This window comes from Rhodoferax sp. RT4P68 (assembly GCF_056521305.1).
Map to the genome: position 1 here is coordinate 245,965 of NZ_JBWMBB010000005.1, position 18,815 is coordinate 264,779.

19 protein-coding genes are annotated in these 18,815 nt (G+C 69.4%); 6 read left to right on the forward strand and 13 right to left on the reverse strand.

Translation table 11 applies throughout. The features are described from left to right. Positions 1-90: 90 nt before the first annotated feature. Together AC099J_RS13095 and AC099J_RS13100 are read left to right on the forward strand one after the other, a co-directional pair. Positions 91-441, forward strand: a complete 351-nt coding sequence (locus AC099J_RS13095) for a CidA/LrgA family protein (protein WP_479615693.1) — start codon at positions 91-93, stop codon at positions 439-441. 88 nt (positions 442-529) lie between these two features. Further along, positions 530-1,255, forward strand: coding sequence for an LrgB family protein (locus AC099J_RS13100; RefSeq protein ID WP_479615694.1), 726 nt, complete (start codon positions 530-532; stop codon positions 1,253-1,255). Positions 1,256-1,259: 4 nt separating this feature from the next. Here the strand turns inward: AC099J_RS13100 and pyrF are convergent, their stop codons facing one another. Beyond that, positions 1,260-2,102 carry an orotidine-5'-phosphate decarboxylase gene (pyrF, locus tag AC099J_RS13105; RefSeq protein ID WP_479615695.1) on the reverse strand — a complete coding sequence of 281 codons (843 nt, stop codon included), beginning with the start codon at positions 2,100-2,102 and terminating at the stop codon, positions 1,260-1,262. 68 nt (positions 2,103-2,170) lie between these two features. Between pyrF and AC099J_RS13110 the strand changes: the two genes are divergently transcribed. Continuing rightward, positions 2,171-3,076, forward strand: coding sequence for a DMT family transporter (locus AC099J_RS13110; protein WP_479615696.1), 906 nt, complete (start codon positions 2,171-2,173; stop codon positions 3,074-3,076). Positions 3,077-3,101: 25 nt separating this feature from the next. On the opposite strand, the gene AC099J_RS13115 is transcribed toward AC099J_RS13110, so the two are convergent. The 3 genes from AC099J_RS13115 to tsaB are packed head-to-tail and all read right to left on the reverse strand — an operon-like array spanning position 3,102 to position 5,279. Further along, complete coding sequence (locus tag AC099J_RS13115) at positions 3,102-4,076, reverse strand: uracil-DNA glycosylase (protein ID WP_479615697.1); 975 nt, start codon at positions 4,074-4,076, stop codon at positions 3,102-3,104. A 7-nt stretch (positions 4,077-4,083) separates the two neighbouring features. Then, positions 4,084-4,560, reverse strand: coding sequence for a ribosomal protein S18-alanine N-acetyltransferase (gene rimI, locus AC099J_RS13120; protein ID WP_479615698.1), 477 nt, complete (start codon positions 4,558-4,560; stop codon positions 4,084-4,086). Further along, positions 4,557-5,279: a tRNA (adenosine(37)-N6)-threonylcarbamoyltransferase complex dimerization subunit type 1 TsaB gene (gene tsaB, locus AC099J_RS13125; RefSeq protein WP_479615699.1), complete on the reverse strand. Its 723-nt coding sequence runs from the start codon at positions 5,277-5,279 to the stop codon at positions 4,557-4,559. Before tsaB ends, rimI begins: the two co-directional genes overlap by 4 nt. A 74-nt stretch (positions 5,280-5,353) precedes the next feature. Here tsaB and dacB point away from each other — a divergent pair, with 74 nt between their 5' ends. Both dacB and AC099J_RS13135 read left to right on the forward strand, forming a co-directional pair. Next, a complete protein-coding gene (gene dacB / locus AC099J_RS13130) occupies positions 5,354-6,808 on the forward strand; it encodes a D-alanyl-D-alanine carboxypeptidase/D-alanyl-D-alanine endopeptidase (protein WP_479615700.1) in 1,455 nt (484 codons plus the stop codon). Positions 6,809-6,950: 142 nt separating this feature from the next. Next, positions 6,951-8,114, forward strand: a complete 1,164-nt coding sequence (locus AC099J_RS13135; protein WP_479615701.1) for an SGNH/GDSL hydrolase family protein — start codon at positions 6,951-6,953, stop codon at positions 8,112-8,114. A 72-nt stretch (positions 8,115-8,186) separates the two neighbouring features. Here the strand turns inward: AC099J_RS13135 and AC099J_RS13140 are convergent, their stop codons facing one another. The 4 genes from AC099J_RS13140 to purE form a co-directional block, all read right to left on the reverse strand. After that, positions 8,187-9,146, reverse strand: a complete 960-nt coding sequence (locus AC099J_RS13140; protein WP_479615702.1) for an SGNH/GDSL hydrolase family protein — start codon at positions 9,144-9,146, stop codon at positions 8,187-8,189. 55 nt (positions 9,147-9,201) lie between these two features. Continuing rightward, complete coding sequence (locus AC099J_RS13145; protein WP_479615703.1) at positions 9,202-10,245, reverse strand: L-threonylcarbamoyladenylate synthase; 1,044 nt, start codon at positions 10,243-10,245, stop codon at positions 9,202-9,204. Then, complete coding sequence (locus AC099J_RS13150; protein ID WP_479615918.1) at positions 10,245-11,432, reverse strand: 5-(carboxyamino)imidazole ribonucleotide synthase; 1,188 nt, start codon at positions 11,430-11,432, stop codon at positions 10,245-10,247. The genes AC099J_RS13145 and AC099J_RS13150 overlap by 1 nt, the downstream gene beginning before the upstream one ends. Before the next feature lie 104 nt (positions 11,433-11,536). After that, positions 11,537-12,028 carry a 5-(carboxyamino)imidazole ribonucleotide mutase gene (purE, locus tag AC099J_RS13155; protein ID WP_479615704.1) on the reverse strand — a complete coding sequence of 164 codons (492 nt, stop codon included), beginning with the start codon at positions 12,026-12,028 and terminating at the stop codon, positions 11,537-11,539. Between the two features lie 35 nt (positions 12,029-12,063). Between purE and AC099J_RS13160 the strand changes: the two genes are divergently transcribed. Further along, positions 12,064-13,032 (forward strand): tetratricopeptide repeat protein, encoded by a 969-nt coding sequence (locus AC099J_RS13160; protein WP_479615705.1) that lies wholly within the window; start codon positions 12,064-12,066, stop codon positions 13,030-13,032. Between the two features lie 129 nt (positions 13,033-13,161). On the opposite strand, the gene AC099J_RS13165 is transcribed toward AC099J_RS13160, so the two are convergent. From AC099J_RS13165 to AC099J_RS13185, 5 genes are all read right to left on the reverse strand, one after another. Then, positions 13,162-15,591: a DUF6351 family protein gene (locus tag AC099J_RS13165; RefSeq protein ID WP_479615706.1), complete on the reverse strand. Its 2,430-nt coding sequence runs from the start codon at positions 15,589-15,591 to the stop codon at positions 13,162-13,164. A 218-nt stretch (positions 15,592-15,809) separates the two neighbouring features. Further along, positions 15,810-16,706, reverse strand: a complete 897-nt coding sequence (locus AC099J_RS13170; protein ID WP_479615707.1) for a phosphoribosylaminoimidazolesuccinocarboxamide synthase — start codon at positions 16,704-16,706, stop codon at positions 15,810-15,812. 123 nt (positions 16,707-16,829) lie between these two features. After that, positions 16,830-17,225: a type II toxin-antitoxin system VapC family toxin gene (gene vapC / locus AC099J_RS13175; protein ID WP_479615708.1), complete on the reverse strand. Its 396-nt coding sequence runs from the start codon at positions 17,223-17,225 to the stop codon at positions 16,830-16,832. Next, positions 17,222-17,542, reverse strand: coding sequence for a type II toxin-antitoxin system VapB family antitoxin (locus tag AC099J_RS13180; protein WP_479615709.1), 321 nt, complete (start codon positions 17,540-17,542; stop codon positions 17,222-17,224). The genes vapC and AC099J_RS13180 overlap by 4 nt, the downstream gene beginning before the upstream one ends. A gap of 83 nt (positions 17,543-17,625) precedes the next feature. Next, positions 17,626-18,513, reverse strand: a complete 888-nt coding sequence (locus AC099J_RS13185) for a fructose bisphosphate aldolase (RefSeq protein WP_479615710.1) — start codon at positions 18,511-18,513, stop codon at positions 17,626-17,628. Between the last annotated feature and the right edge of the window lie 302 nt (positions 18,514-18,815).

The window sequence follows — 18,815 nt, forward strand, 5'->3', positions numbered from 1 at the left end:
CGACATGACCACCCCCACGCGTATCGCGCCACCTGGCGCTGGCCACTTCAGGAACGCTGGCGCCGCTTCGCACGGCCGGGCGCCACGCACATGACCGCCCTGCGTGGGCTGGCCTGGCTGCTGGCGCTGCAATCGCTGGGCGAACTGCTGGCGCGCGGGCTGTCGCTGCCTTTTCCCGGGCCGGTGGTGGGCATGGTGTTGCTGCTGGTGGCGCTACGCTGGGAAGTGGTGCGCACGCCGGTCGCGGCCTGTGCAGACTTTTTGCTGGGCCACCTGTCGCTGCTGTTCGTGCCGGTCGGCGTGGGCGTCATCACGCACCTGGGCCTGCTGGCCGAATACGGCGCGCGCATGCTGGCCGTGATCGTGTTGTCGACCTGGGTCGGCATCATCGTGACGGCGCTGACCCTGCGCGGCGGCCGCACGCCGCCGACGGAGGACTGAATGAAGCTGCTCCCACGCACATCGCGTCGCGCATCCCGGTCCCCCGAGTCGGTGCATCGGTTGCTGCCGCTGGGCGGGCGCCACTGACATGTCGCAGTTCGTAGAACTCTGGGTCTACCTGTCGGCCACGCCGCTGTTCGGCCTGACGGCCACGCTGGTGGTCTATACGCTGGCGCAGGCCGCCTATGCGCGGCTAGGTCAGGCGCCCTGGGCCAACCCCGTGCTGTGGAGCGTGCTGACGATTGCAGCGGTGCTGCTGGTCACGCGCGTGCCCTACCCCACGTATTTCGCTGGCGCGCAGTTCATCCACTTCCTGCTGGGCCCGGCCGTGGTGGCATTGGGTTGGCCGCTGTGGCAGCGCCGCGCCGAGTTGCGCCAGCGGTGGGGCCGGCTGCTGCTGGCCGCGCTGGCCGGTGGCGCTGCGGCCTGCGCCACGGCCGTGGTGCTGGGCCGTGTGCTGGGGTTGCCGGAACAGGTCGTGCTGTCGCTGGCGCCCAAATCCGTCACCGCGCCGGTGGCCATGGGCGTGGCGCAGGCGATCGGTGGCATCCCGGCGCTGGCGGCCGTGTTCGCGGTGCTGACGGGGCTGATCGGCGCGCTCAGCGGCAAGTACCTGTTCGACCTGCTGCGCATCGCGCGCGACCCGGCCGGCTGGCGTGCGCGCGGCTTCGCGCTGGGCACTGCCGCGCACGGCATTGGCGCGGCACGGGCGATGCAGGTGGATGCCGATGCCGGTGCCTACGCCGGGCTGGCGCTCGGGCTGCAGGTGGTGCTGGCATCGCTGCTGATGCCGCTGGTGTTTCGGTGGGTGTAGCGCTTCAGTCGGCGCGCGCGGCGTGCAGCACATCACGCGTGCGCAGCGCCCCGGCCCGTGCCGCCTGCGCGTAGTCGTCGCCCGACGACGCGTACAGGATCGCGCGTGAAGAGCTGACGACGACCTGCCCCGTCGTGCGCCCGCCTTCGCCGCGCCAGGCAGCACGCACCGTGGCCTGCGCGTCGCCACCCTGGGCACCGACGCCGGGGATCAGCAGCGGCAGCGTGGGTGCCAGCGCGCGCACGCGTTCCAGCTCGGCCGGGTAGGTGGCGCCGACCACCAGGCCCAACTGGCCGTTGCGGTTCCACGGCCCTTGGGCCAGTGTGGCCACATGCTCGTACAGCAGCGGCGTGCCGGCGACCGAGGCCAGGCGCTGGCTCTGCAAGTCGTCGCCACCGGGGTTGCTCGTGCGGCACAGCAGGAAGGCGCCCTTGCCGTGGTGGCGCAGGTACGGCTCGACCGAATCGAACCCCATGAACGGCGACAGCGTGACGGCGTCGGCGCCGTAGCGCTCGAAGGCCTCGATGGCGTATTGCTCGGCGGTGGAGCCGATGTCGCCACGCTTGGCGTCCAGGATCACGGGCACGTGCGGGGCGGCGCGGCGGATGTGGGCGATCAGGCGTTCGAGCTGGGCTTCGGCCCGGTGCGCGGCGAAGTAGGCGATCTGCGGCTTGAAGGCGATCGCCAGATCGGCCGTGGCGTCGACGATGGCGGCGCAGAAGTCGTGGATGCGCGCGGCGTCGCCCCGCATGCCGGCGGGAAAGCGCGCCGGGTCCGGGTCCAGGCCCACGCACAGCATGGACTGGTTGCGCGTCTCCGCGTCCTGCAGCATCTCGGTGAAAGTCATCCGGCGATTCTACGAAGCGGCCTCGCGGGCGACAGCAGCGCGCAGGGGCTGCGACTACCATGCCGCGCATGCAAGCCCTCACCACTCGACAAGCGCTGATGCTCGTGGGCCTGACGCTGGTCTGGGGGCTGAACTGGCCGGTGATGAAGGTCGGCGTGACGGGCTTTCCGCCGCTGACCTTCCGCATGATTTCGCTGTGGATCGGAGTGCCGCTGCTGGGCCTGGGCCTGCTGGTGCTGCGCACGCCGCTGCGCGTGCCACGCGCCCACTGGGGCGCGCTGTTCTGGCTGGCCGTGACCAACATGATCGTCTGGCACGCGCTGATGGTGCTGGCGGTGCAGGCGCTGTCCAGCGGGCGCGCGGCGATTTTGGGGTATTCGATGCCGATCTTCTCGGCCGTGTTCGGCGCGCTGTTCTTCAGCGATCGTTTGCGCGCGCGGGCCTGGGCCGGCGTGGCGGCGGCGGCGCTGGGCGTGCTGCTGTTGCTCTGGCATGAGCTCAGCAACATGGCGGGCCGGCCGGTGGGCGTGTTGCTGGCGCTGGCCGGTGCGGCCACCTGGGCCATTGGCACGCAGAAGATGCGGCGCCACACCATCCCGGTGCCCACGCCGGCCATCGTGTTCTGGATGACGGCCATGAGCATGCTGGTCATGACGGTGCTGAGCACGGTCTTCGAGAGCGCGCGCTGGGCAGCGCCGACGGCGCCGGTGTGGGGCGCGATTCTCTACAACGGCATCCTGATCTTCGGCGTGGCGCAGGTGGTGTGGTTCCTGCTGGCGCGGGCGCTGCCGCCGGTGGCCTCGTCGCTGTCGGTGATGCTGATCCCGATCCTCGGCGTGTTCAGCGGCGCCTGGTGGCTGGGCGAGGCACTGCACTGGCAGGACTGGGCGGCCATGGCGCTGATGGTGCTGGCGATTGCCTCGGTGCTGTGGCCGGACCGGGCCGCGCCGGAAACGAAGCCGCAAGAGGCCTGAGCCTCACTCGGCCGCCCGCTGAGGCTCAATCCGCAGCCGCAGGCGAAGGCGTTCCCGCCAGTTGCCCCACGGCCAGGCACAGATCGGCCCAGGCCTTGGCTTTGTCCGGCAGGCTGCGCAACAGGTAGGCCGGGTGGTAGCTGACGACCACCGGCACGCCCTCGTAGCGGTAGACCTTGCCGCGCAACCGGCCCAATGGCGTGGCGTGCACGTCAGGCACGCTTGCGGCCAGCAGCGATTGCACGGCGAAGCGGCCGACGGCGAAGATGATCTTGGGCTGCAGCAGCGCGATCTGGCGCTTCAGGTAAGGCTCGCACTGCGCCACTTCTTCCAGCTCGGGGTTGCGGTTGCCCGGAGGGCGGCACTTGAGCACGTTGACGATGAAGGCCGCACGCTGCGGCTCGGCCGGGTCGCCACGGCGGCTGACGCCGACGGCGGCCAGCATGTTGTCCAGCAGCTGCCCGGCAGGGCCGACAAAGGGCTCGCCGCGCAAGTCTTCCTGCTCACCGGGCGCCTCGCCGACGACCAGCCAATCCACGCGTGGGGGCTTGGCGCGGTCGTCCAGCGTCGGGCCGACGCCGAACACAGTGTTTTTGCGCGAATTGCAGAGCTTGCAGGCCTGGCAGCCGGCCACCGACTCTTGCAGGGCCGGCCAATCCATCGCGGCGATGGCCTGGGCGCGGCTGTCGGCGGCGCCGACGGCCAGGGCTTGGGCAGCGACCGCGGCAGACGTCGGCGCCGGCGCGGGGCGCACTGGCGTGATGGCGCCGGCCGTGGCACGCGCTGGGGCTGCAGTGGCCGTGGCCGTGGCCGTGGCGGGCAAAGCGACCGGAGACGTGGACGTCAGCGCGGCATCAGGCGGGCTGGCCGGCGCCCCCGCATGCGCAGCGGCTTCGGCGGCGGGCGCCTCGGCCGCCGCAGGCACATGCTGCGGCCACCAGACGCGCACCTGCATCTCTTCCAGCATCGCGCGTTGCCGCGCATCGAGTGACAGGGCCATCCGTTCCTCAGGATCCGAGCTGCAGGCTCATGACGATCGCGTCTTCGCGCTTGAAGGTGGTGTCGGGGTAGTAGGCCTTGCGCAGGCCCACACGCCGAAAGCCGTGGGCGACATAGACCTGGAACGCGCGCAGGTTGCTGGCGCGCACTTCCAGCCACAGCCACTGCGCGCGCTGGCCACGCGACCACAGCGCCAGCGCATCGAGCATGACGCGGGCCCATCCCTGGCGTTGGTAATCCGGTGCCACGGTGATGTTCAGCAGGTGCACCTCGTCCACGCCCTTCATGGCGACGAAATAGCCCAGCATGGCCTCGTCGGCCAGCAGCACCTGGGCCTGGTAGCCGCTGGCCAGCGCGTCGTGAAAGTTGCGCAGCGTCCACGGGTGGGTGTAGCAGCGCTGCTCGACGGCAGCGATGGCGGGCAGGCGCTCGGCCGTCATGGGCTCGAAGCGGGCTTCGGCGGCGCCGGTGGGCAGCGCGCTCATGAGGCCGCCATCTTCTCGGCCATCCGCTCGGCCGTGGTCTTGGCGACTTTGTCGCGGATGTAGCGCGGCAGCGCCAGGTGGGCGGGCACCGCCAGGCCTTCGGCCAGCAGCTGGGGCGCCACGCGCAGCATGGCCAGCGCCGTCGGCAGTGCATTGACGCCCGGCGCTGCTGCGCCCATGCGCGCCCCGTACACGGCGGCGGCGTTGCCGGCCAGCACCCAGCCCGGCGGCACCTGCACGGCCTGCGGCGCCAGCAACTCGAAATCGCCCTCGCGCAGCCACTGCCCCTGCGCGTGGCGGTAGCGGCCGGTGTAGACCTCGTCCATGCGCGCATCCAGCGTGGCGACGATCTGCTCGGCGCCGTGCTGGTGGCGGGCCTCTTCGGCCAGGGCCAGCAAGGTGTCGACCGGCAGCAGTGGCACGCCGGTGGCGCGCCGGGCCTCGGTGCCGAAGGCCAGGCCCTGCGCCACCGCGCAGGCGGTGCGCAGCCCGGTGAAGGAGCCGGGGCCGCAGCCGAAGGCGATGGCGTCCAGCGCAGCCAGGTCCAGACCGGCCTGCGCCATCAGCGCCAGGATGGCGGGCACCAGCGTGGCCGAGGCCTGGGCCCCGCCCGGCGCGGCATGCGACCAGACGCGCGTGCCGTCGCCGACCGCCACCGAGAGGGTCTCGGTGCTGGTGTCGAAAGCCAGCAGCCTGGTGCCGTTCGTGCCATTGCGCATTGCCGGGATTATTGCGCGCGGGACACGCAGACCGCCGCAGCCCCCCCGGGTTGACACCAGTAGACTCGCGCGCAATGTCGCCCATATTTCTGTTCTCATTCGGTCGTTTTCTGGCCTGCCTGCTGGTCGCCCTGGCCGCCACGCCGGCCAGCGCCGCCCCGCCCGGTGCCGACCAGCCGCTGCCTGCCGAGGTGGCCACGGCGCTGGCGCGTGCACGCGTGCCGCGCGACGCGGTTGCCATGCTGGTGCTGCCGCTGCAGGGCGAGGCGGCCCGCCTGCGCCACCGCAGCGACGCGGCGATGAACCCGGCCTCGGTCATGAAGCTGGTCACCACCATGGCGGCGCTGGACATGCTGGGGGCGCAGCACACCTGGAAGACGCGCTTCTACGCCGACGGCCCGATCGCCGAGGGCGTGCTGAACGGCAACCTGTACATCCAGGGGGGCGGCGACCCCAAGCTGGTGCTGGAGCGCATCCAGGCCGCGTTTGTGCAACTGCAGGCGCGCGGCGTGCGGCGCGTGCGCGGTGACATGGTGCTGGACCACGGCATCTTCGCGCCGGTGCAGGCCAAGCCGGCCGATTTCGACAACGAGCCGCTGCGCCCCTACAACACCACGCCGGACGGCCTGCTGGTGAATTTCAAAGCCGTGATCCTGCGCTTCGTGCCGCAGCCCGACGGCGGCACGGCCCAGGTGCTGAGCGAGCCGCCACTGGCCGGACTGACGGTGGCCGCCAGTGTGCCGCTGACCACCGAGCCTTGCGGCGATTGGCGCGCCAGTCTGCAGGCTGACTTTTCCGACCCCGACCACGTGCGCTTTGCCGGCCGCTACCCGGTGCGCTGTGGCGAGCGCGACTGGGCGGTGGCCTATGTCGACCCGGCCCGCTACGCCGGGCGCGCGCTGCTCGGCCTGTTCCAGGCCGGCGGTGGCCAGCTCGATGGCCAGCTGCGCGAGGGGCGCGTGCCGCCGCGGGCGCGGCCGCTGATGGAATCGCCCTCCTTGCCGCTGGCCGAGGTGATCGCCGACGTCAACAAGTTCAGCAACAACGTGATGGCCCAGCAGCTGTTGTTGACGCTGGCAGCGCAGCGGCAGCTGCCGGCCAGCATGGCCGGTGGGCGCGAGGCGATCGGCGCCTGGTGGCGCCGCTTCGTCGGCAGCGACGTGCCGGCGCCGGTGCTGGACAACGGCTCGGGACTGAGTCGCGACGAGCGCATCACCACCGGTGCGCTGGGCCGCATGTTGCAGCGGGCGGGCATGCACGCCGAGGCCGCCACCTACCAGCAGTCGCTGGCGCTGGCCGGCCTGGAGGGCACGACCCTGCGCATGCGCGAGCGCGGCTTGGCACCGAACGCCATCGGCAACGCCTGGCTGAAGACTGGCTCGTTGCGCGACGTCGTCTCGGTTGCCGGCTATGCCCGGGGCCGCAGCGGCCGGCCGTATGTGGTGATCGGCATCGTGAACCACGCCAACGCCAACGCTGCCCGACCAGCGTTGGACGCACTGCTCGAATGGGCCGTAAACGACCTGTGAGAGTTACCAGTCAACGTGGTATGCACGCTGCATTAGCAACGAAATACGTAACAGTGCTGCATAAAGCAAATGCATGCCAGGACAATGCCTCCTCATTTTAAAGGGGTATTGCATGCAACGTCTAAGAACAACTCTGTCCGCAGTGGCAGTCGCCGTAGTGCTCGTCGCCTGTGGTGGTGGTGATGACGACCGCCGCTACGACACGCTGGTCTCGTTCGGCGACAGCCTGAGCGATGTCGGCACCTACCGCACGCCGGGCATCGCGGCGCTGGGTGGTGGCAAGTACACCGTCAATGGCCTGACCGACGGCGTGTGGGTCGAGCAGCTGGCGATGCGGCTGGACGTGCCGACGCTGTGCGCGGCGCAGACCGGCTTGCAGGCGACCGGTCTCTTCGCCGACCTCGCCGGCCCGGTGACCAACCAGCCGGCGTGCACGGCCTATGGCCAGGGCGGCTCGCGCGTGACCGATCCGATCGGGCCCTGGAACGCGGCACTGCTGGCCCTGCCCTCGGCCGACGCCCAGTTCATGGGCCAGCTGGGCCAGCTGACGTCGCCGGTGGCCCACCAGATTGCCCGGCACCTGGCTGCCAACGGTGGCAGCTTCAGCGGCAAGGAGCTGGTGACGGTGCTGGCCGGTGCCAACGATGTGTTCGTGCAGGCCGATACAGTCGTGCTGGCGGTGGAGACTGCGTCAGCGCAAGCCGCCGCGCAAGCCGCCGCCCAGCCCGGCGCCACGGCCGAGTCGATCCAGGCCGCCGCCCAGGCCGCCGCTCTCGGTGCGGTGCAAACTGCCGCGCCCACTGCGCTCGCCGCACTGGCCCAGGCTGGTGCCGAACTGGCCGCGCTCATCAAGACGCAGATCGTCGCCAAGGGCGCCACCCGCGTGGTGGTGCTGAACCTGCCCAACATCAGCAACACGCCAGCCACAGCGCGGGCCGAATCGAACGTGCCGGGCTCCAGGCAGCTGGCGGACCAGATGACGCTGACGTTCAATGGCGCGCTGGCCAATGGCCTGGTGGGCACGTCGGCCACGGTGCTGCCCATCGACCTGTACACGGCGAACACCGACCACGCGGCCAACCCCGCCAAGTACGGCTTGAGCAACGTGACCGACCAAGCCTGCAGCAACAGCTTCCCGAACGCCCCCGGGTTTCTGGCGCCTTCGCTGATCTGCAACACGAGCACGCTGATCGCCGGCGACACCTCGCGCTTTCTGTTTGCCGACGAGGTACACCCGACGCCCTACGGCCACAGCCTGGTGCGCGAGCTGACGTTGCAAGCGCTGAAGACGGCCGGCTGGCTTTGACGCGAGCGCGCGACAACGCGCGCCCTGAAACGACGAAGAGCCCCGCAGGGCTCTTCGTCGTTCAACGCCCGATCACCAGCGGTTGCCGATGCGGTCGTAGGCGTAGTCGCCGAACAGGCGGTGGGCAACCGCCGTGGGGTACACGGCATCGGCGAACATATACCGGTTGTAGTCGACGCCCGGCGTGATGGTGCTGGCCGTGCAGAGCGACGAATTGAGCTGACCTGCGCCGATGCCGATGCCGGCGCCGGCATCAGTGGTCGTGCAGACCGGTGTCACCGAATTGTCCAGGCCGAAGCTCGAAGGCTCGGTCGCCAGCAGGTTGAAGTAGTACGCGGCGTCGACATACAGCACGCTCGCGCCCAGGTCGACCGCCGAGACCAGGAAGCCATCGTTCAGGCGCTGGGTCGCCTCGCGCAGCAGCGACGTGCGGTCGGCATCGGCCTGGCCCCAGGGCGTCACGCCCAGGTTGTAGGGGCCGATCACGACCACGTGCTGGGCACCGGCCGCCACCAGCCTGCGCGCCTGCGCGCCCATGGCTTCGCCCACCAGGCGCAAACGGGCCATCATCTGGTCGCGCGTCTGCGTGCCAGCCGTGAAGGCCGCCGTCTCGGCAATGATGTCGCCAATGCCGCCGCTGAGCAGGATCACGTCGTCCGGGCCGATCGTGTCGGTGGCGACAAAGCTGTCGATCTGCTGCGTGACGCTCAGCGTAGCGGCGTTGCCGACGGCGTCGGGCGTGTCAATGAAGCGCGCACTGGCCTGGCCGTAACCCGTGCCCCCGGCGTTCGATGCGGTGAACGTGCGGCCATAGCGCACGGCCAGTTGCTGCAGCCAGTGGTTGGTTGCCGTGTCGTTCACGGTGTACTTGTTGCCGTTCTGGCCCAGATCGGAAAACGCATCGCCGAAAGAAATCAGCCGGTTCGGCGTCAACGCCGATTCGGTGCTGCTCGAACCGCACGCGGCCAGCAGGGCCAGGGATGCGCAGGCAGCAACAGCGGCCAAGGCGCGCCGCAAGGAAAATCCACTCATCGGTCTCTCCAGAAAGGGGTTGGTCGAGTGTACGGCGGGGGCACTTGCGGCCTCGTCAGGCCGCCGCCGCGCGCTGTAGGCGGTCGCGCACACCTTCCCAGGCGGGCGTGTCGGGCGGCGTTTCGACCCAGATCAGGCGAACGCCCAGGGCATCCAGGTCGCGCAGCATGGCGAACAGCTGCTGCGCCGCCGCAGCAGCGTCGTCGGGCATGCGGCGGAACACCACGCGCCCGGACGGGCTGCGCAGCAGGGCGCGCGCGTAGACCGCAATGGCGGGCGCGTCGGCAGGCGCGCTGAGCAGTACGGCATCCGGCTCGACTCCCAGCACATCCAGCGCCGTCTGCAGGGCACTCGCCGTCATCAGGCGCACGCCCGCGCGTGGGGCGTAGTGCGCCTCCAGCGTGCCGGAGGCGCGCGGATCGGGCGCGTCCAGTTCCTCCTTGCTGCGCAGCGGCAGGCCGCAGGCGCGCTCGATCTGCTGCCGGTCGATGCCACCGGGGCGCAGCAGCACGGGCACACCGCGGGTGCAGTCGACGATGGTCGATTCGATGCCGACCGCACAGGCACCGCCATCGAGCACCAGCAAGGCGTCGCCGAATTCGGATGCCACGTGCGCAGCAGTGGTGGGGCTGACGCGGCCGAACTGGTTGGCGCTGGGCGCGGCCACGCCGTGCACCCCCTTGCGCGCAGCGGCCTGCAGCACGGCCTGCGCGATCGGATGCGAGGGGCAGCGCAGGCCGATGGAATCCTGCCCGCCGGCCGCGGCGGCGGCCACATCGGCGCGGCGCGGCAGGATCAACGTCAGCGGTCCGGGCCAGAACGCGCGCATCAGGGCCTCGGCCCAGGCCGGCACGGCGGCGGCAAACGCGGCCACGGCGGGCGGCACGGCGCCGGGCGCACCGGGGGCAACGTGCACGATCAGCGGGTGATCACTGGGCCGGCCCTTGGCGGCAAAGATCTTCGCCACGGCCGCATCGCTGCCCGCGTCGGCCGCCAGGCCGTAGACGGTCTCGGTCGGCAGGCCCAGCAGCTCGCCGTCGGCCAGGGCCTGCGCGGCGCGGTCGATGGCGCCCGGGGTGTCGGCGGCAAGCACCGTCATCAGAACGCGGCGATGCCCAGCAGCGCAGCCGCCTGCAGCGCCGTGGCGCGCACCCCTTCTACCGTGTCGCCGGTGATGTTCAGGTGCCCCATCTTGCGGGCGCGGCTGGCCTTGGTCTTGCCGTACAGGTGCAGGTGCGTGCCGGGCAGCGCCAGCACCTGCGCCCACGGCGGGCTGACGGGCTCGGCGCTGGTGGCAGTGCGCACACCATTGGCGTCGAACCACAGGTCGCCGAGCACATTGAGCATGACGACCGGACTGTGCTGGCGCGGCGGCACCAGCGGCAGGCCCGCCAGCGTGCGCACCTGCAGCTCGAACTGCGAGACGTCGCAGGCGTCCAGGGTGTAGTGGCCGCTGTTGTGCGGCCGCGGCGCGATCTCGTTGACGACCAGCCGGCCATCCTGCAACACGAAGAATTCGACGCACAGCACGCCGACGTAGGCCAGCCCTTCGGCAATGGCTCTGGCCGCAGCGATGGCCTGGTCAGTAACGGGGGCCGGCAGCACACCGTCGTGCACGGTGGTCACGGCGAGGATGCCGTCACGGTGCAGGTTGTGCTGCACGGGGAAGTGCACCATCTGGCCGTCACGCCCACGCGCGACGATGACCGAGCATTCGGCGGCCAGCGGCAGCATCTGCTCCAGCACGCAAGCAGTGCGCCGCAGGCTGTCCCACGCGGCGGCCAGTTCGGCCTGCGTCTTCACGCGCACCTGCCCCTTGCCGTCGTAGCCGAGCCGGCTGGTCTTGAGGATGCCGGGCAGCAACGTGGCGGGCACCCGGGCGAGATCGGACTCGGTCTCGATCACGGCATACGGCGCACAGGGCACGCCCAGCCGCGTGAAGTGCGCTTTCTCGCTCGCCCGGTCCTGGGCAATGGCCACGGCCGCAGCGGCCGGCGCCACCGGCAGGCGCTCGGCCAGCAGGGCCAGCGCCGGGGCGGGCACGTTCTCGAACTCGGTGGTGACGGCGTCGCAACACGCTGCGAGTTCGGCCAGTCCCTGGGCGTCCAGATAGTCGCAGGCCACGTGGTGGTGGCTGACGCGGCCGGCCGGGCTGGCCGTATCCGGATCGAGCACGGCAGTGAAGTAGCCCATGCGCTGTGCGGCGTGCACGAACATGCGGCCGAGCTGGCCGCCACCCATCACGCCCAGCGTGGCGCCGGGCAGCAATGGCAGCGGCGAGACGATGCCGTGCGGTGCACCGTGGGACGGCCCGGCGGTGGCGGTGCTCACTGGGGTACCTTCGGCTTCGCCTTCGGTGCGAGCTTGCTTGGGGCGGCCCGGCGCGGCGCTCATACGGGCGGCAACTGCATGGCACGCGCCGCAGCCGTCTGCTCAGCGCGGAAGGCCTCGAGCTTGGCGCGCAGGGCCGGGTCTTCGGTGGCCAGCATGGCCACCGCAAAAAGCGCCGCATTGGCAGCGCCGGCCACCCCGATCGCAAACGTGGCGACCGGGATGCCCTTGGGCATCTGCACGATGCTGTGCAGGGAGTCCACGCCCTGCAGGTGCTTGCTGGCCACCGGCACACCCAGCACCGGCACCGTGGTCTTGGCCGCCAGCATGCCGGGCAGGTGCGCGGCGCCGCCGGCCCCCGCGATGATGGCCTTCAGCCCGCGCGGCGCGGCCGCTTCGGCATAGGCAAACATCTCGTCCGGCATGCGGTGGGCCGAGACCACCCGTGCTTCGTGGGTGATGGCGAATTGCGTGAGAATCCCCACCGCATGTTGCATGGTGTCCCAGTCACTGCTGGAGCCCATGACGATTCCGATTTGAACTGCGCTCATGTCGCAATTTTACTTTTCACCCCCAGGTGCTCCCGATGATTGACATCACTCTCGACAATTTCCAGTCCGACCTCATCGATGCATCCGCCACCCAGCCTGTGCTGTTGGACATCTGGGCCGAGTGGTGTGGGCCCTGCAAACAGCTCGGCCCGCTGTTGGAAAAGCTGGAGCGCGACTACGAAGGCCGCTTCCTGCTGGCCAAGCTGGACGCCGACAAGGTGCCGCAGATCGCCCAGCAGCTGAGCCAGATGTTCGGCGTGCGGAGCATTCCGTTTTGCGTGATGTTCTCGGGCGGTCAGCCGGTCGATGGGTTCGTGGGCGCGGTGCCGGAGGCGCAGATTCGCGAGTTCCTGGACAAGCACGTGCCGGCCGAGGAAGAGCTTGCCAGCGCCGACGATGTGGATGCCGCCCAGGAGTTGCTGGCTTCGGGCGATACCGACGCCGCGCTCATCAAGCTGCAGGAGGCGCTGGCCATCAACCCGGCCAACGACGATGCGCGCTACGACTACATCAAGCTGTTGATCAGCGCCGGCCACCTGGACGATGCCGGCGCCGCGCTGCAGCCGGCGCTGGTGCAGATCCCCGTGCAGTTGCGCTTCGAGGCGCTGTCCAACTGGCGCAGTGCGTTGCAGGCCATTGCCACCGACCCGCGCCAGGCATGGAGCGTGGAGCAGTTCGACGCCAAGATTGCCGAGAACAAGCGCGATTTCGATTTGCGCCTGGCCAAGGCCCGCGTGCTCTTGGCCCATGGCGAATGGGTGGGCGCGATGGATGAGCTGCTGGAGATCATCATGCGCGACAAGAAGTGGGGCGACGAAGCGCCGCGCAAGACCTATGTCGCCATCCTGGAGCTGCTGAGCCCAGCCAAGCCCAAGGCCGGCCCCGAAGCCGGTGGCAAGGCTGCCGGCAGCATCGAGCTGACCGGCAAGGCCGCGATGGTGGAAGACCCGCAGGCGGCGCTGGTCTCCAGCTACCGCCGCAAGCTCAGCATGGCGCTGAACTGAGCGCTTGAGAGGCCAACAGCCGCCGCGCTGAGGTCGCCCACCCAAGGCTGCCGACCTGCGCTGCCGACTTGAGGCGGCCGCTCCGGCGCGGGGTGCGCGAAGCGGCCGCCCTGCAGCAGCCGCCACGCCTCACGGCCTGGCCTGGTCCGGCCGACGGTAGTCGCACACGCCCTGCGGGAAGATGCGCTTGAGCAGCGCGGCTTCGTTCGCATCGGGCCGCCAGTCGCCGTAGCTGCCGTCCCAGATCGCGCGTTCCACCGATTTCAGCGCGCAGCGGTAGATGCCGCCTTCCAGCGGCGCGCCAGCGACCGTGCGCGAGGTGCCGTACAACGGGAACGCCTGCGTGCAGTTGCCTGGCGCGCGCCGGTCCAGGATGCCATTCCACACACCGTCGCCCGCGAACATGCGCCGGCCCTGCTGGTCGTAGCAGGCATCCACCGCCTCGGCCGGCTTGTTGCGCACGATGCCCCGGTGCGGGTTCTGGCGGATGTTGGCCAGCCAGCGGTCCATCACGCCCAGCGCCTCCAGCGTCTGGCTGGCCTTGGGCACGCCGGGCACGGTGTCGGTGAACCACACGACCAGGTTGTCGCTGTCGCCCATGCGGTCCTGCACACGCTCGCGCACGGCGAAGGACTGGTGACTGTTGTGCATGTCCAGCTCACGCTCCATGTATTGGCGATGGTCGATGGCGGGCACGTCGAGCTTGCCGTGGAACACATGGCCCGAGGTATAGGCCGCGCGCATGGCTCGCCCGTCGCCCACCGTGCGCGGGGCCGGCGCCTCGTCGGTACCCAGGTGCATGTTGCGCCGGCTCCAGGGGTCGAAATAGCCCGGCATGGTCAGCGCCTTGTTGACTTCGGCCGCGCCGGTGCCGAAGAACGGAAAGCCCTCCTGCACCATGTCGCTGGGGTGCTTCCAGCCGCCCACATGCCAGTTCAGGTGGATGAACTCCGAGGGCGTGATCTGGCCCGCGCGCAGCGCCTTCAGGCCGTACTGCACGCCCACGTTGTCCCAGGTGGAGCGTGCCGCGCCGCTGGCGTCCACACCGTAGACGTTGCGCAGGTCGTCGTAGTGCGTCCAGCGGATGGCGGCGATGTCGCTCTGCGGCACGTAGAACTGCTGGTTCGGCGCCTGGCCGTACAGCGGGTTCAAAGTCAGCGGCGTGAGGCCGCGCCAGGCCGGCACGCATTCGCTGCTGCCAACTGCCGTGCTGTAGCCCAGTGCGGTCTTCAGCGGCGCCAGCGGGTCGTTCACGCGGGTGTTCGGGCCGCCGGGCGGGTTCTCCTGCGCGTTCATGCCGACCAGCAACGTGCGGTTTTTCGTAACGCGCCATTTGGGGTTGGCGCGGTCGGTCGCGTCCATGTAGTGCTCCAGCAGCTCGCAGTCGCCGACGTGGATGGTCTGCGTGACCATGTCGGGGTAGCTCTGCACCGGCAGCAGGCCGTCCAGCACACCCGGGTGGTTCTGCGCGATCAGGTACTGCTGGATGGCGCCACCGGAGCCGCCCAGCCCCACGGTGTAGAGCGGCACGCCGTAGCGCTCGACGAAGCGCTCCTTGGTCATCATGGCCGTCTCGCCGGCCAGGTTCATGTTGTAGTGCGTGCCGGTGTTGTTGCCGCTGGAATGCACGATGGCCCAGCCCTGGCCCAGCACGTCCAGGTTCATCGAGCCACCGTGCACCGTGCCCTGGCTATGGCCGACGGCTACGCCGCCCTGGAACCAGTACATCAGCTTGCCGTTCCACCGGCTGGTGTCGGCCTGGGCCGCGTTGTCGGCACCGGGCAGGGGTGCCAGCATGGCGATGCTGTAGAGGAAGCGGTTGATGCTGCCGATCTCACGGCGCACGACGAAGTCCACCTGGCGGCCATCGGCCAACGTGGCCTGGGCCATGTCGGCCGGGCGCGCGCCACCGGCCGGCAGGGGCTGCAACGCGCCGGCCGTGTTGCGGTACTGGTAGCTGACGAAGGTGTCGATGGAGCAATTGCGGCTGTAGCCGATGACCTGGCCCTGCGCGTCAAAGACCGCATGGCCCGGCGGGCTGGCACTGTCCACCAGCGGCTGGCGTGCAACAGCGCCCTGGACGGTGGTGCAGACGAACGGCGTTTGCTGCGGGCCGGTGAACATCGGGCCGGTGATCGGATGGTTGGTCAACACCAGGCGGTCGCGCTGGTTGCCGTTGCCGTTGCCGCTGCGCAGGCCCACCTCCAGCACGTTGCGGCCCAGGGCCAGGCCGCCGAGCACGCCTTCCAGTCCCTCCTCGGTGGGCTGCAGCGCAGGTCGCACCACCCGGCCGTTCAGCCGCATCTCCAGCTTGTCGCGCAAGCCCCTCGGGGCTTGGACGGCAATGCGCGCGTCGCCGCCAGAGACGCTTTCCGGCGCGCTGGACAGCACGCGCAAGCGCACGTTGTGGCCCCTGCCGTCGTCGCCGCGGCTGGCCTGCGCGTCCCGTCGCGCTGCATCGCCGGCCGCCCCCGCGTCGACCGTCGCCCTGCCCTCACCTGCGCCACCCAGCAGGGCAGCCACGGCCGCGCAAACGGCCCCCGTGTGAATCCGTCCCATGTTGTCTCCTTGCGCGCGTACGCGCGGGTTGCGAACGCCGGGCATCGGTGCGAACCGGCCACGCAGGCTATGCCGTTCGCCGGCGCTTCACCATCCGGATCGAACCTGATCGATTTATGCAACAAAAAGGCTGCCGAGTTGGCAGCCATGGGACGTAGGGAGAACTTCTGCCCGGCGCGGCGAGGCCATCTTCGGGCGGCCGGGCGAGGCCCGCCAGCTCAGGCGCTCAGGCGCTGCCAGGCTTCCTGGTACTTGGCGGCCGTCTTCTCGATCACCTCGCGCGGCATGCGCGGCGCTGGCGGCGTCTTGTCCCACGGCTTGCCGTTGATGCGCAAGGATTCCAGCCAGTCACGCACGAACTGCTTGTCGTAGCTGGGCGGGTTGATGCCTTCCTGCCAGCTCTCCGCCGGCCAGAAGCGTGAGGAATCGGGCGTCAGCACCTCGTCCATCAGCACCAGCGTGCCGGCCTCGTCCAAGCCGAACTCGAACTTGGTGTCGGCAATGATGATGCCCTTGGCCAGCGCGATCTCGCAGGCGGCCTGGTAGATGCGGATGCTGGTGTCCTTGATCTGCGCAGCCAGCGCCGGGCCAACGATTTCGACCACCTTCTCGTAGGTGATGTTCTCGTCGTGCTCGCCGGCTTCGGCCTTGGCGGCGGGTGTGAAGATCGGCTCGGGCAGCTTGCTGGCGTTCGTGAGGCCAGCCGGCAAGGGCACGCCGCAGACGGCCTGGCCTTCCTGGTACTCCTTCCAGCCGCTGCCGGCCAGATAGCCGCGCACCACGGCCTCGACCGGGATCGGCTTCAGCCGCTTGACCAGCATGGCGCGGCCCTGCACCTGGTCCACCTCGTCGGGTGCCACCACGCTCTCGGGTGATTCGCCGGTCAGGTGGTTGGGGCACAGGTGGCCGAGCCGCTCGAACCAGTACAGCGCCATCTGCGTCAGCAACGCGCCCTTGCCGGGAATCGGCTCGCCCATGATCACGTCGAAGGCACTGATGCGGTCGCTGGCCAGCATCAGGATGCGGTCGGTGCCCACGGCGTAGTTGTCGCGCACCTTGCCGCGGGCGAGCAAGGGGAGAGAAGTCAGCTTGGAGGTGTGCAGTGCGGAGGTCATGGTGGGCGCTGGCAGAGGTCAGAGAACGATCGCGACCAATTGTCCCTCAGCCGCGCGGGGGTCGGCCTGCAGGGCGGCAAGCCCTTGCCCAAGCTCAGAGGACGCACTGGCGAACACGTGGCATCACACGAAATGCAGCCGCGGATCCACACCGGCAATGCGCTCGAAATCGCGGTCGTCATGCAGCAAAGGTTCGTCAGTCTCGATCGCGCAGGCGGCCACCAGGCAGTCGTTCGGGCTGCGCACGGTGATGCCCTGCCAGCGGCACCGCGCGTAGAGGATGGCGGCCCGGCGGGCGGTTTCGCGGGGATCGTCGCAGGCCAACGGCGGAACGAGATCCAGCTGCGACTGCAGGCGCATGAAGTGCTGCGCATCGCTGGCGCCTTGCAGCACCTCCTGGTACACGACGTCCGGCATGTACAGCGATTCGCCGCGCCGCAATACCTGCATGAGTCGGCGCGCGACAGGAATGTCGAACCCGCGCAGCATGGCAATCCAGGCCGACGAGTCCGCAATCATTTCGCGCGCTGGGCGTTGGTCCTGGTGGCCAACCTCACGGCCGACTTGGCGGTCGACTTCGCAGGCCGGGCCGGGCTGACCTGATAGGCCGCCTGCGGCTCGGCCACATGGGACTGCGCGTGAAACAGCGCCTTGGGGTCGTAATCGTCTGCAATGACCCCAGTGCCCACCAGTGCCAGCAGGCCAGAGTAGTCCGGCTTGCGCACGTAGGCGCGCAGCGCGGCCTCGATGGCGGCCTTCTTGGTCTTGACGCCGGCACGGGCCATGGCCTGTTCGACGAGCGCGTCGTCGAGCACGATGTTGGTACGGGTCTCCATGGTCATACACCTTTGATGTGTATGAACGAGTATGCCAAAAAAAGGCCGCGTGGAGCGGCCTTTTGCGAGGCGTCGGAGTGCCGTCAGGCGATCGATGCTTGGTAGATCGACTCGATTGCGGTGTCCAGTGCGGCGTCGAACTGTGCGTCGGTCTGCTGCGCCGACAGGCCTTCGGTCAGCGCGCGACTGAAGCTGGCGATGACGCCGGGGTTCTTGGCCAGCATGGCGTTGGAATCTTCGCGGCTGTAACCGCCGGACAGCGCCACCACGCGCACGACCTTGGGGTGCTTCACGAGTTCGCTGTAGAAGCCGTCGACCGAGGGAATGGTCAGCTTGAGCATGACCTTGGCGTCCGCCGGCAGCGCGTCCAGGCGCTTCAGGAAGGCTTGCTTGAGCAGGGCTTCGGCTTCCTTCTTGTCGGTGGCCTTGATATTGACTTCCGGCTCGATGATGGGCATCAGGCCGCCCTTCAGGATCTGCAGGCCGACCGCGAACTGCTGGTCCAGCACGGCGTCGATGCCCTTGGCGTTGGCGCTGTTGATGACCGAGCGCATCTTGGTGCCGAAGACGCCCTTCTTCACGGCGCGCGCGACCAAAGCGTCGAGCTCGGGCATGGGCTTCATCAGCTGCACGCCATCGGCTTCGTCGGCCAGGCCTTTGTCGACCTTCAGAAAAGGCACGACCTGCTTTTTCTCCCACAGGTACTGGGCCGCGTCCATGCCGTCGAACTGGCGGTCCATGGTCATCTCGAACAGGATCGCGCCAAGCACGCGACGGCCATCGAACACGGGGCTGGTAACGATGCGGTTACGCATCGCATGGACCATGTCGTACATCGCTGCTTCGCCGCTGTAGGCCGATTCGTCGACGCCGTAGAGCTTGAGCGCTTTGGGCGTGCTGCCCCCGCTTTGGTCCAACGCAGCGATGAAACCGCCGCCGGTGGTGACCTTATTCAGTTGATCCTGATTCACTGGTTCGCCTCTCTGAAGTTACACAGCCGCTTTGCGGCAAGAAAAATCGGGCAATTGTAGGGCGAGCCCCCCTGCCCAGCCGGCCGCGCAGAGCGGGCCTGGGCCGTAACTCGACCGTAACTCGCACAGAACCTGTCCCCGGCGCGTCCATCAGTTGTCAGCAATCCGCGCACATCGAGCCCACGGCCACCCGGATGCCGGCCACCGCGCGGTTGTCGCGCAGGACGCGGCCTTCCGCGCGCGTGAGACACCTGCGCGAGCTGCTGCACGCCGGCACATTCGTGAACTCCCATGCTGCAGTG

Coding starts and splice junctions, on each gene's coding strand:
- AC099J_RS13095 (WP_479615693.1), top strand. CDS start 91: ATGACCGCCCTGCGTGGGCTGGCCTGGCTGCTGGCGCTGCAATCGCTG.
- AC099J_RS13140 (WP_479615702.1), bottom strand. CDS start 9,146: ATGAGTGGATTTTCCTTGCGGCGCGCCTTGGCCGCTGTTGCTGCCTGC.
- vapC (WP_479615708.1), bottom strand. CDS start 17,225: ATGATTGCGGACTCGTCGGCCTGGATTGCCATGCTGCGCGGGTTCGAC.
- tsaB (WP_479615699.1), bottom strand. CDS start 5,279: ATGCGCAATGGCACGAACGGCACCAGGCTGCTGGCTTTCGACACCAGC.
- AC099J_RS13100 (WP_479615694.1), top strand. CDS start 530: ATGTCGCAGTTCGTAGAACTCTGGGTCTACCTGTCGGCCACGCCGCTG.
- AC099J_RS13165 (WP_479615706.1), bottom strand. CDS start 15,591: ATGGGACGGATTCACACGGGGGCCGTTTGCGCGGCCGTGGCTGCCCTG.
- pyrF (WP_479615695.1), bottom strand. CDS start 2,102: ATGACTTTCACCGAGATGCTGCAGGACGCGGAGACGCGCAACCAGTCC.
- purE (WP_479615704.1), bottom strand. CDS start 12,028: ATGAGCGCAGTTCAAATCGGAATCGTCATGGGCTCCAGCAGTGACTGG.
- dacB (WP_479615700.1), top strand. CDS start 5,354: ATGTCGCCCATATTTCTGTTCTCATTCGGTCGTTTTCTGGCCTGCCTG.
- AC099J_RS13115 (WP_479615697.1), bottom strand. CDS start 4,076: ATGGCCCTGTCACTCGATGCGCGGCAACGCGCGATGCTGGAAGAGATG.
- AC099J_RS13110 (WP_479615696.1), top strand. CDS start 2,171: ATGCAAGCCCTCACCACTCGACAAGCGCTGATGCTCGTGGGCCTGACG.
- rimI (WP_479615698.1), bottom strand. CDS start 4,560: ATGAGCGCGCTGCCCACCGGCGCCGCCGAAGCCCGCTTCGAGCCCATG.
- AC099J_RS13180 (WP_479615709.1), bottom strand. CDS start 17,542: ATGGAGACCCGTACCAACATCGTGCTCGACGACGCGCTCGTCGAACAG.
- AC099J_RS13160 (WP_479615705.1), top strand. CDS start 12,064: ATGATTGACATCACTCTCGACAATTTCCAGTCCGACCTCATCGATGCA.
- AC099J_RS13145 (WP_479615703.1), bottom strand. CDS start 10,245: ATGACGGTGCTTGCCGCCGACACCCCGGGCGCCATCGACCGCGCCGCG.
- AC099J_RS13170 (WP_479615707.1), bottom strand. CDS start 16,706: ATGACCTCCGCACTGCACACCTCCAAGCTGACTTCTCTCCCCTTGCTC.